Raw genomic sequence first — 10,953 nt, forward strand, 5'->3', positions numbered from 1 at the left:
TGATGGAGTTCGAGCACGAGACGCCCCGGGCGCTGAGCCGCCGCCGGACCGGCGAGCCGCTGTTCTTCGACCGGGTCGCCCACGCGATCGAGACGGTGGCGGAGGCCTACGACGTCGTCGTCATCGACTGCCCGCCCCAGCTCGGCTACCTGACGCTCTCGGCGCTGTGCGCCGCGACCTCGCTCCTGATCACCGTGCATCCGCAGATGCTTGACGTCGCCTCGATGAGCCAGTTCCTGGCGATGACCGAGGACCTGCTCGGCGTGGTGGCGGAATCCGGCGGGCGGCTGCAATACGATTGGCTGCGCTACCTCGTGACCCGCTACGAGCAGCAGGATGCGCCGCAGACCCGCATCGTCGGCATGCTGCGCACCCTGTTCGAGGATGCGGTGCTGACCGCGCCGATGCTCAAGTCGTCCGCCGTGTCGGATGCCGGCCTGTCGAAGCAGACCCTCTACGAGATCGGCCGCGAGAGCGTGACCCGCTCGACCTACGACCGGGCCCTCGAATCCCTCGAGGCGGTCAACGGCGAGATCGAGGGCCTGATCCGCCGCGCCTGGGGCCGGCCATGAGCCGGAAGTCGAACCTCGACGCGCTGTTCGGCGCCCGTCCGGCGGCGAAGCCTCCCCAGCCCGCCTCCCCGCCGTCTCCCGAGCCCGAGGCGTTTGCAGCTGCAAACGCGGCTCCCGCCGAGCCCGAGTTCGCAGCTGCAAACCCGCGCGGCCCGGATCGCGGCCGCAGCGGCCCGGTGCGGGCGATGAGCAGCACGCTCCGCGGCCTCGCCGCCCGGGCCGATGCCGCAGCGGACATCGAGGCCGGCACGGTCGTGGTCGAGATCGCGCCCGAGCGGATCGACGATTCCTTCATCGCCGACCGGGTCGCGGACGCCCACGATCCCGGGCTCGCCGCCCTGGTCGAGAGCATCCGCGAGAGCGGCCAGCAGGTGCCGATCCTGGTGCGGCCGCACCCGGAGGCCGCCGACCGATTCCAGGTCGCCTACGGGCGCCGCCGGATCCAGGCCGCCCGCAGCCTCGCGCGTCCGGTCCGGGCGGTGGTGCGTCCCTTGAGCGATGCCGAGCTGGTGGTGGCGCAGGGCAAGGAGAACCTGGAGCGCCAGGACCTGAGCTACATCGAGCGGGCCTTCTTCGCCCTCCGGCTCGAGGAGCACGGCTTTCCCCGCGCCACGATCACCGCCGCGATGGGCGTCGGCAAGGGCGACCTCTCGACCCTGATCTCGGTGGCCCGCACGGTGCCGGCGGAGGTCGTCCGGGCGATCGGCCCGGCTCCCGCCGCCGGGCGGCCGCGCTGGATGCTGCTCGCCGAGCGGATCAAGGCGGCGCGTCCTGGCCGGGTCGCGGGGATCCTCGCCGATCCCGGCTTCCAGGCGAAGCCGACCAACGAGCGCTTCGCCGCGGTGCTCACCGCCCTCGCGCCGCCCGCCGCCCCGCGGCCGGCGCCGCAGGTCTGGAGCGACGAGGCGGGGCGCGGGATCGCCCGGATCGAGCGCACGCCCGATCGGGTCGCGCTGTCCTTCGACGAGACCCTGGAGCCCGGCCTCGCCGACTACGTCCTCGACCGGATGCCGGAGCTCCTTGCCGCCTACCGGGCGGGCCGCTCGCGGCCGTGAGGCCGGCTCATTCCGGCTCGAAGGCGGAGAGGATCGGACAGGGGCCGCTCGCCGTGGCGCCGCAGGCGGCGGCGAGGCGGCCGAGGGCGTCGCGGGCCGCCGTCAGCTCGGCGATCCGTGCGTCCAGGGCCGCGATGCGCGCCTGCGCGAGCTCCCGCGCCCGGGCCCGGTCCTCGCCGGCATCGAGCGCCAGCAGCTCGGCGATCTCCTCGAGGGTGAAGCCCGCTCCCTGCGCCGAGCGGATGAAGCGCAGGCGCCTGACCGCGTCGGGCCCGTAGCGCCGGATGCCGCCCGCCCGGGCCGGCACCGGCAGCAGCCCGCGCCGCTGGTAGTAGCGGATCGTCTCGACCCCGACCGTGCCGGCGCGGGCGAGGCCGGCGATCGTCAGGTCGGCCGTCATCGCGGGGGACATGGCTTGACTCCGTAGCATGGTACGGATGGTAGCCGATCGGCCTCCTGGCGACACCCGACGAGGCTGCCCGATGAGCACCACACCCACCCGCACGGCCACGCTCTACCGCATGGAGACGGACGCCCATGTCTGCCCCTACGGCCTGAAGGCCCGCCACCTGCTCGTCCAGGCCGGCTACGCCGTCGAGGACCATCTGCTGACCACCCGCGCGGAGACCGACCGCTTCAAGGCCGATCACGGGGTGAAGACGACGCCGCAGGTGTTCATCGCGGGCGAGCGCGTCGGCGGCTACGACGACCTGCGCCGCCATCTCGGCCGGGCAGTGCGCGACCCGAACGCGGTGAGCTACCGCCCGGTCGCGGCGTTGTTCGGCATGACCGCGCTGATGGCGCTGGCGGCGAGCCAGGCCGCCTACGACACGCCGCTCACCCTGCGGGCGGCCGAGTGGTTCGTCGGCTTCAGCATGTGCGTGCTGGCGATCCTCAAGCTCCAGAACGTCGAGAGCTTCGCGACGATGTTCCTGGGCTACGACCTGCTCGCCCGGCGCTGGGTGCCCTACGCCTCCCTCTATCCCTATGCCGAGGCGCTCGCCGGCATCCTGATGGTCGCCGGCGTGCTGACCTGGATCTCGGTCCCGGTGGCCTTGCTCATCGGCGGCATCGGGGCGGTCTCGGTGTTCAAGGCGGTCTACCTCGACCGGCGCGCGCTCCGATGCGCCTGCGTCGGCGGCGGCAGCAACGTGCCGCTCGGCTTCGTCTCGCTGACCGAGAACCTGATGATGGTCGCGATGGCGGTCTGGATGGCGGCGACAGCCCACTGAGCCGGGCGCCCGGGGGCCCGGAACCATCCGGCGCCGCCGGCGATGGCCCTCCATTAAACCCCGCCCGCATCGAGGCCCGCCATGCGCCACGCTCTCCTGATCGCCGCCGCCCTCGTGCCGACGGCCGTACTGGCTGAAGACGCACCCGCCGCTGCCCCGTCGGAGGAGCGCCGGGTCTGCGAGGCCCAGGCCGACCGGACCGGGATCACCGGCGAGGGCAGGGCGACCTTCCTGCGCGAGTGCGAGGCGGGCGAGCGCCTGAGGCGCGGCACCGCGCCCCGCTGAGCGAACGCTTGCGGAGCCGGAGCGTTGGTTCCCCGACGCACGCGCCGCGGAGTCCCCGATGCCCGACTGGAGGACCATCGATCGCGCCCCCCAGGATGGCCGCTGGATCATCGCCATCCACCAGGACGAGCCGGACCGGCGCGCCGTGATCCGCTGGGATCCCGGGCGGGCCGGGGACGGCCGTCCTTGGCACGTCGCCACCACGGAGTATGGCTACGCGGCGGACGCGTTCACCCACTGGATGCCGTTCCCGGAGCCGCCGCAGCCGGGGAGGGAGGAGGGCTGAGGGAGCAGGGGCGATGCTGCCTGACGCGACAGCCTTCACCCTCGAGGAGATCGTCTGGCGCCTCGGGGCCGCCGCCGTCTGCGGCCTGGCCCTCGGCATCGAGCGTGAGTGGCGTGGCAAGGATGCGGGCCTGCGCACCCACGCCCTGGTCAGCCTCAGCTCGGCCCTCATCACGACCTCGGCGCTCAGCCTCTATGCCGTGGTGCGCCAGCAGGGCGGGGACGCCGATCCCCTGCGGGTCATCCAGGGACTCGCCAGGCGATCGGCTTCATCTCCGCTGGAATGATCGTCGTCGCCCGCCGCGCGGTAAAGAACCTGACCAAAGCGGTGAGCATCTGGTTCGCGGCCTCCGCCGGCATCGTCGCCGGGGCCGCGCAGTTCGCGCTGCTCGCAGTCGCGATGGGGTTCGGCTTGACGATCCTGATCGTGCTCACGCTGCTCGACAGCGTCGGTCTGCCCAGCCGCGAGGAGCGAGAGGAGGGCTGATGACCGCAGCGCTGCCGGCGATCTTGCCCATTTGGCCGGGTTGCGCCGCCGGTCACGGCGTGGAACACAGCAGGATGTGGGACAAAAACGGAAAGCACCGCCGCGATGGCGTCGCGACGGTGCTTGCCCTCCTCGAGGGCTTTCCTCCCCAGACTTCGGGCCGCTCTCGAGGGCGGCCTTATTCGTGTCTGTGATCACAGTCGTAGCCGGCGATTCACGTCCGCACAAGCACAATTGTGCGTCATTCGCAGCGGTCTGGCACTTTCTTGCTCAAGCGCACCGGCCCGACGGGGGAGGGGGCTCGTCTCCCCGTGCCCGCCGGGCCGGCTGTCAGGCCGGGTGCGCCGCGTGACCCGTGGGCTCGAGCCGGTCGGCCTTCGGCCCGCCGCCGGGCCTGATCCGCACGGGCACGGACTTCGCCGCCGGCGTCTTCGACTGCACGTCGTGGTGCGAGAGCGCCATCAGGGGATTCATCTCGGGATAGTAGGCGCCCAGGCACCCGTCCGGCAGGGCGAACGGCGTCACCGTGAGGCCGGTCACCTCCCGCTCGATCCCGTCGCCGGCATCGCCGATCAGGGCGACGACCTGGCCCTCGCGCAGGCCCGCCCGGCGGATCTCTCCCGGGTTCATCAGCAGCACGTCGCGGGTGCCCTCGATCCCGCGCAGGCGGTCGCTGTAGCCGTAGATCGTGGTGTTGAACTGATCGTTCGACCGCATGGTGATGAGGCGGTAGCGGCCGGGCTCGTCGGGGAAGCCCGTGGCCGACAGGACCGCGGGGGCGGTGAACTCGGCCTTGCCGCTCTCGGTCTTCCAGATCCGCTCGCGGGCCGAGTTGCCGCGGTAGAAGCCGCCGGGGATCCAGAGCCGGTCGTTGAAGTCGTGGAACTCCTCCGGGTAGGTCCGGGCGATCTCCTCGCGGATCAGCCCGTAATCGCCGACCCACGCGTCCCACGTCACCCTCGGGTTGGGCGCGAGCGTCGCCTTGGCGATGCCGGCCACGATGGCGACCTCGGACTTCAGGAAGTCGCTCGCCGGGGTGCGGCGACCGAGCGAGCCGTAGATGCAGCTGAACGTGTCCTCCATGGTGACCGCCTGCGGCCCGCTCGCCTGGCGGTCCTCCTCGGTGCGGCCGCGGCAGGGCAGCAGGTAGGCGATCTCGCCGTTGACGAGGTGCGAGCGGTTGAGCTTGGTCGCGACCTGCACGGTCAGGCGCATCCGCGTCCAGGCCTTCTCCATCCGGTCGTGGTCGGGGATCGCCCGCACGAAGTTGCCGCCGAGCCCGAAGAAGCTGCGGACCTTGCCCGACAGGATGCCCTCGCTCGCCTCGATGGTGTTCATCCCCTTGTCCCGCGGCGGCTCGAAGCCGAACTGCGCGGCGATCCGGTCGAGGGGCACCAGTTCGGGCTTCTCCGAGATGCCGACGGTGCGCTGGCCCTGAACGTTGGAATGGCCGCGCACGGGCGACACGCCGGTGCCCTCGCGCCCGATATTGCCCTTGAGCAGCAGCAGGTTGACGACCATCGCGACGTTCTCGAAGCCGTTCACGTGCTGCGTCAGCCCCATGCCGTAGAAGGCGCAGACCCGCTCGGCCTCGACGTAGACCTGCCCTGCGGCCTCGATGTCGGCCCGCGAGAGGCCGGATTCGCGCTCGATCTCCGTCCAGGGCGTCGCCCTGACCTTGGCCTCGAACGTCTCGAACCCGGTGGTGTGCTGGGCGATGAAGTCGACGTCGAGGACGCGCTCGCCCGTCGCCTTGGCGGCGTCGTCGGCGGCGAAGACGTGCTTGCACAGGCCGAGCAGGACCGCGATGTCGCCACCGGGCCGGACCTGGTGGTACTGCGCGCTGATCCGGGTCTCCTTGCCGGCCAGCATCTCGACCGGGCTCTGCGGGTTGGTGAAGCTCTCGAGCCCGCGCTCGCGGACGGGGTTGAAGGTGATGATCTTCACGCCGCGCTTCGCGGCTTCCTGCAGCGGGTGCAGGAAGCGCGGCGAGTTGCTGCCGGTATTCTGGCCGAAGAAGAACATCGCGTCGCACTTCGACAGATCGTCGAACACGACGGTGCCGACGCTGGCGCCGATCACCTTCTTCAGCGCCACCGAGGTCGTCTCGTGGCACATGTTGGAGGAATCGGGCAGGTTGTTGTTGCCGTAGAGGCGCGCGAACAGGGCGTAGAGGTACGAGGTCTCGAGGCTCGCCCGCCCGGACGAGTAGAACACCACCGATTTCGGATCGAGCAGGCGCAGCTCCGAGCCGATCTCCCGGAACGCCTCGTCCCAGCCGCAGGGCACGTACTTGTCGCTCGCCCGATCGTAGCGCATCGGGTGGGTGAGGCGGCCCTGCTGCTCGAGGTCGTAGTCCTTCCAGCCGCGCAGCTCGGTGAGGGTGTGCTTGGCGAAGAAGTCCGGCGTGCAGCGCCGGGTGGTCAGCTCCCACAGGGTCGCCTTGGCGCCGTTCTCGCAGAACTCGAACGGATGGTAATTGGCGGGCTTCGCCCAGGAGCAGGACACGCACATGAAGCCGTGCGGCTTGTTCTGCCGAAACAAGGTCTCGGTGGCGAGCGGGGTCGCCCATTCCTTGCCGAAGATCTCGGCAATGCCGCGCACCGAGCCCCAGCCGCCGGCCGGGCTGTCGTAATGGACCGTCTTCTCCTCGACCGACATGCCGGTTCTCCCCTGCGGCAGGCGAAGGGAGGCCGCCGCGGACAGGGAACCCGCGGGGAGTAGGGAAGTTCGCGGGAGCCCGGCTCAGCTGCCGGAGGCGTTGCGCCGCAGCCGCATCACCGCCCGGTCGAGGGCGCCGAGGAAGGCGGAGCGGTCTCTGGCTGAGAAGGGCTTCGGGCCGCCGGTCACGGCGCCGGCCTCGCGCAGGGACTGCATCAGGTCGCGGGTGGCGAGCGCCATGCCGATCGAGGCGTCGGTGAAGCCCTTGCCGTTCGGGGCCAGCACGGTCGCCCCCGCCTTCACGCAGCGGCTCGCCAGGGGCACGTCGGCGGTGACCACGATCGATCGGGGACCGGCCCGCTCGGCGATCCAGTCGTCGGCCGCGTCGAGGTTGCCCGACACCACCACGCGCTCGATCCAGGGCTCGCGGGGCAGGTTCAGGACGGCGTTCGCCACCACCACGACGTGGACGCCGTGCCGGCCGGCGACGCGGTAGACCTCGTCCTTCACCGGGCAGGCATCGGCGTCGACGTAGATCGTCAGCGGATCCATCGGCTCAGGTGCCGGGATTGAGGAAGAGGCTGTCGAATTCCGGCGGCGCGTAGTCGCGGCCGGTGATGTCGGTGATCACGACGCGGTCGTGGCCCTCGGCCTCGAGTTCCTGCGCCTTCTCCAGGGCGCCCTCGGGCGAGGTGCGCTGGTGCGAGAGCGGGCCGTTGGTGGTGTGGGCGGTCACGACGAGGTGCATCGGCATCCTTTGCGAGCGAGTGTCGCGCAGGTCTCGCACGAACGCGTGCGCCGTGGCGAGCACCCGGGAAGGGGAGGGGAGTGCGACGGCCCGGCGCGTGGTGGATGGGGGCTTCTGGCCGAACCGCCGCTCTCGCCGCCCGGCGGGCCGAGCGGCGCCGGCAGGGTCGCGGAAGAGGGTTAACGGTGTGTGACTAGTGCTCCCCGGGTAGGGCCGAGGCCTCCAGGCGCCGGGCCGCCCGGCCGAACAGGGCCACCCGCAGCCGCGGGGCGTCGCCCCGGCCCAGCATCCCGGCGAGGCGGCGGCGCAGGTCGGCGCAGCCCTGCGCGGGGCCGGGCCGGGACGCGTCCACCACGGGCAGGATCGGCGCCGGCCCGGCGAGCGTCCGGTCGAGGAGCGCCCGCATCCGCGCCACACCGTGGCCGGCCAGCGCTTCGGCCGCGGTCACGAGGTCGCCGCCCTGGCCGATGGCGCGGCACGCCTCCTCGCTCCCGCTCGCCGCCATGGCGTCGAGGAGGAGCTGGCCGAGGGCCGCGACGGTGGCGTCGTCGGCGCCCGCGAAGGCCGCCCGCATCGCGCCTCCCGCCTCGGCCCGCAGGAGGTCGAGGCCCTCGCTCTCGCTGCGGCCCTGGCGATAGCCGTCGCGGTAGCGCGCGGCGATCCGGTCGAGCACCTGGGGCCGGTGCGCCGCGAAGGCGGCGAGGAGGTCGACCGCCCGGAGCGCCGCGGCCCGGGCGCCGCTCTGGCTGTCGTCGTCGTCGAGGGTCGAGTCCGGCAGCTCGCCGGGCCCGACCACCCGGGTGACGACCCCGGCGGTGCGCAGGCGGCCCGGATCGGGGATCCAGATCTCGCGGGAGGGGGTGGCGAGGGCCTGGTCGACGAAGGCGGGTTCGAGGCCGGCGGCGAGGTAGCGCCCGCGCTCGTCGCTCGAATCGACCTGGACCATCTCCCCGAACCTGCCGGGCTCGTAGGGGGCGTGGAAGCCGATCCGGCTGTCGTCCATGATCACCCGCTCGCGCCCGCGCACGAAGGCAAGGGTGCAGGCCGAGACGCAGTAATCCGGCACGTAGGTGACAAGGCCCCGCTCCGCCACGAGCTCGCCGACCGCCACGCCCTCGTCGACGAGGCCGCCGTCGCTGGTCAGGTGCAGGCGCACCACGCCCGGATTCGCATCGAGCAGGCGGCGCAGGCGCGCCGCCGCGCCGTCGTTGAGGTCGCCCCACAGCCGCACGTCCTTGCCGCCGGGGCCGAGGGTGAGGCGGGTCGGCGGCCCGTTGCCGTCGATGTGCAGGACCGTCTCGAGGTTGCGCGACAGCCCTCCGAAGGCCGGCGTCTGGGCGCCCGTCACCGCGGCGAGGCCGAGGCAGGCCAGCACGATCCCCGCGCCGGCCAGCACCCGGCCCCGCCGCACACCCGATCCCGCCATCACGGTCCCCCATGCCCCTTTGTGCTTGACCCCAGTCAGCCACATCGGCGCGGCGATGCGAAGATCCCGAGGTATGAGGCATGGTCAGCAAGATCCGGGCCGAACTTAGGCCGGAGCGTGGTTCGTTCCGCCAACGGCATCCTGGGGCGGATACTGTTCTCCGGAAGGCGGCGGCGCGGGAGAAACTTGAGCGCTGGTCCGCGCCACCATGTCGCTGTGGCCGAGTTGCCTCAATCCTTCAGCGGATCGTGCCCCCAGTTCATGAGGGAGTAGCGCCAGCGCGAGGTCTTCGCGTCCTCCTTCGGCCCGCCCTGGGCGAGGTGTCGCTTGACGTAGGCGACGACCTTGCGCATGTCGGCGTAGTCGTCGTCGGTGAGATCGGCCTTCCTGGTGTGCTTGATCTCGACGATCCGGCGCCCCTGGTGGTGCCCGACCGACTCGCCGCCCTCCGGCCCCTCCTTCTTGCTCCCGCCGCTCCAGCCGACCGACCGGCTCTCCTCGGTGTCGAGCCATTTCTCCAGCTCGCCCGGCGTCATGTTCACGGCCTCGCGGAAGGCCGTCCACGTGTCGTCTCGCCGAGTGTCGTCTCGCCGAGTGTCGTCTCGCCGAGTGTCGTCTTGCGAGTTGTCGTGCGTCTCTCCGGTCTGCGCCTGCTTGCTCACGGCTCGTCTCCGTCGCGGATGGTGCGCATCAACGTCACGGCGGCGGGTGCGCTCCGGCGGTTGGGCCGCGGCGGCCGGTCGCCGGCGGGACATCGGGGTGGGAGACGGCCCCGCACACGCAGGCTACGTTTGGGTCTCGACGCAGCCGGACACCCGATCACCGCCATGACCGACACCGACGAACTGCTCTACGCGGTCGATGCCGAAGGCATCGCCCGCATCACCCTCAACCGGCCCCAGGCGCGCAACGCCCTGACCTTCGCGATGTACGAGGGCCTGCACGGCCTCAGCCGGGAGATCGACGCCGATCCGGCCATCCGCGCGGTGGTGATCCAGGGGGCGGGCGACAAGGCCTTCGCGGCCGGCACCGACATCGCGCAGTTCCGCGCCTTCGCCACCGCCGAGGACGCGCTGGGCTACGAGCGCTTCATGGACCGGGTGCTCGGCGCGCTGGAACGCTGCCGCAAGCCGACGATCGCGGCGATCGCCGGGGCCTGCACCGGCGGCGGGGCGGCGATCGCCGCGTCCTGCGACCTTCGCATCGCCACCCGCGACGCCCGCTTCGGCTTCCCCATCGCCCGTACCCTCGGCAACTGCCTCTCGGTCGCCAACCTGCGCCGGCTCTCGACCCTGATCGGCGCCGCGCGGGTGAAGGAGATGATCTTCACCGCCCGCCTGGTCGCGGCCGAGGAGGCGCGGGCGATCGGCCTGGTGAGCGAGGTGGTGGAGGATGCCGAGGCCCTGCGCGAGCGGGCGACCGATCTCGCCCGCCTGGTCGCCGGCCACGCGCCGCTGACGCTCGCCGCCACCAAGGAGGGGCTGCGCCGCGTCCGCGACGAGGCTCCCTCCGAGGCCGGCGACGACCTGATCCTGCAATGCTACACGAGCGACGATTTTCGCGAGGGCATGGAGGCGTTCCTCGGCAAGCGCCCGCCGCGCTGGACCGGGCGCTGACGAGGGCAGGGCCCGTCTGCTCCGGCCGGGCAAATCCCTGCTACGGGCGAACGGACCGCAGGCTACGCCCAGCTCGCCGGGCTGCCGTGCGGGGCTCGGCGGGTCACCTCAAGCGACCGCGGCGTTGGCGTTCTGCAGCATGAGGCCGGCGCGGGCTTCGAGATCGCTCACGTGCCGGGTTTGATCGGCCTGCCTGACCGGGGCCGTCGATCGAAGCGGCTCGACATCTCCGACACCGTTGCGCTTTCGCCCTGACGCGAAAGCGTTCGGCGCATCAGCGCCTGGCGCCTTCGACGCAGGCTTATACCGCCGCGCCTTCGAACGGACCCGTTCGGAGGCGCAAGGCAAGCCCGAACGGGCGCCGGCGCTGATGCCCCGGACGCCTTCGCATCGACGTGTCGATGCGAAGGCGCGAGGGTATTATTCGCTTGGTGTGCCCCGTCGAACGAGGCCGTTCGACGGCGCGGCGCCGGATGACAGGGGAGGGTGTCAATGCCGTTCCGAGAGGGGAGCAGGCTCCGACGCAAGAAAGCCCAGCGTCATCGCCGGATCTCTCGCGTCGGGGCGTGTTGATCGGCCCGGCCGA

Annotated in this window: 14 protein-coding genes; 8 read left to right on the top strand and 6 right to left on the bottom strand. The window is 72.0% G+C overall.

Going from position 1 to position 10,953, the window contains the following annotated elements; genetic code table 11:
- A partial coding sequence (locus VQ02_RS29540) for an AAA family ATPase (RefSeq protein ID WP_048447824.1) occupies positions 1–572 on the top strand: 572 nt, incomplete at its 5' end.
- A complete protein-coding gene (repB, locus tag VQ02_RS29545; protein ID WP_048447825.1) occupies positions 569–1,627 on the top strand; it encodes a plasmid partitioning protein RepB in 1,059 nt (352 codons plus the stop codon). The genes VQ02_RS29540 and repB, both read left to right, overlap by 4 nt.
- 7 nt (positions 1,628–1,634) lie before the next feature.
- On the opposite strand, the gene VQ02_RS29550 is transcribed toward repB, so the two are convergent.
- The gene (locus VQ02_RS29550) at positions 1,635–2,039 is read right to left on the bottom strand and encodes a MerR family transcriptional regulator (RefSeq protein WP_425339937.1); all 405 of its coding nucleotides are present in this window, start codon (positions 2,037–2,039) and stop codon (positions 1,635–1,637) included.
- A gap of 70 nt (positions 2,040–2,109) precedes the next feature.
- On the opposite strand from VQ02_RS29550, the gene VQ02_RS29555 reads away from it, so the two are divergent.
- From VQ02_RS29555 to VQ02_RS39880, 5 genes are all read left to right on the top strand, one after another.
- A complete protein-coding gene (locus tag VQ02_RS29555) occupies positions 2,110–2,859 on the top strand; it encodes a MauE/DoxX family redox-associated membrane protein (RefSeq protein WP_048447826.1) in 750 nt (249 codons plus the stop codon).
- Between the two features lie 81 nt (positions 2,860–2,940).
- Positions 2,941–3,144 carry a hypothetical protein gene (locus VQ02_RS29560; protein ID WP_048447827.1) on the top strand — a complete coding sequence of 68 codons (204 nt, stop codon included), beginning with the start codon at positions 2,941–2,943 and terminating at the stop codon, positions 3,142–3,144.
- Positions 3,145–3,202: 58 nt separating this feature from the next.
- On the top strand, positions 3,203–3,430 hold the full coding sequence (locus VQ02_RS29565; protein WP_048447828.1) for a DUF551 domain-containing protein: 228 nt from the start codon (positions 3,203–3,205) through the stop codon (positions 3,428–3,430).
- A 13-nt stretch (positions 3,431–3,443) separates the two neighbouring features.
- Entirely contained in the window at positions 3,444–3,716 is a 273-nt protein-coding gene (locus VQ02_RS39875; RefSeq protein ID WP_280818975.1) for an MgtC/SapB family protein, read from the top strand.
- On the top strand, positions 3,713–3,916 hold the full coding sequence (locus VQ02_RS39880; RefSeq protein WP_280818976.1) for a hypothetical protein: 204 nt from the start codon (positions 3,713–3,715) through the stop codon (positions 3,914–3,916). Before VQ02_RS39875 ends, VQ02_RS39880 begins: the two co-directional genes overlap by 4 nt.
- Positions 3,917–4,246: 330 nt before the next feature.
- Here the strand turns inward: VQ02_RS39880 and VQ02_RS29575 are convergent, their stop codons facing one another.
- From VQ02_RS29575 to VQ02_RS39555, 5 genes are all read right to left on the bottom strand, one after another.
- Positions 4,247–6,577: an FdhF/YdeP family oxidoreductase gene (locus VQ02_RS29575; protein ID WP_048447829.1), complete on the bottom strand. Its 2,331-nt coding sequence runs from the start codon at positions 6,575–6,577 to the stop codon at positions 4,247–4,249.
- An 84-nt stretch (positions 6,578–6,661) separates the two neighbouring features.
- On the bottom strand, positions 6,662–7,129 hold the full coding sequence (locus tag VQ02_RS29580) for a YaiI/YqxD family protein (protein WP_048447830.1): 468 nt from the start codon (positions 7,127–7,129) through the stop codon (positions 6,662–6,664).
- 4 nt (positions 7,130–7,133) lie between these two features.
- Positions 7,134–7,325: a hypothetical protein gene (locus VQ02_RS29585; RefSeq protein ID WP_157080865.1), complete on the bottom strand. Its 192-nt coding sequence runs from the start codon at positions 7,323–7,325 to the stop codon at positions 7,134–7,136.
- 193 nt (positions 7,326–7,518) lie between these two features.
- On the bottom strand, positions 7,519–8,751 hold the full coding sequence (locus VQ02_RS29590) for a COG3904 family protein (RefSeq protein ID WP_048447832.1): 1,233 nt from the start codon (positions 8,749–8,751) through the stop codon (positions 7,519–7,521).
- 230 nt (positions 8,752–8,981) lie between these two features.
- Positions 8,982–9,293 carry a DUF3140 domain-containing protein gene (locus VQ02_RS39555; RefSeq protein WP_280818977.1) on the bottom strand — a complete coding sequence of 104 codons (312 nt, stop codon included), beginning with the start codon at positions 9,291–9,293 and terminating at the stop codon, positions 8,982–8,984.
- A 285-nt stretch (positions 9,294–9,578) separates the two neighbouring features.
- Here VQ02_RS39555 and VQ02_RS29600 point away from each other — a divergent pair, with 285 nt between their 5' ends.
- Entirely contained in the window at positions 9,579–10,367 is a 789-nt protein-coding gene (locus VQ02_RS29600) for an enoyl-CoA hydratase/isomerase family protein (protein WP_048447834.1), read from the top strand.
- Positions 10,368–10,953 lie beyond the last annotated feature (586 nt).

It is taken from the genome of Methylobacterium variabile (assembly GCF_001043975.1).
GTDB classification, from domain to species: Bacteria; Pseudomonadota; Alphaproteobacteria; order Rhizobiales; family Beijerinckiaceae; genus Methylobacterium; species Methylobacterium variabile.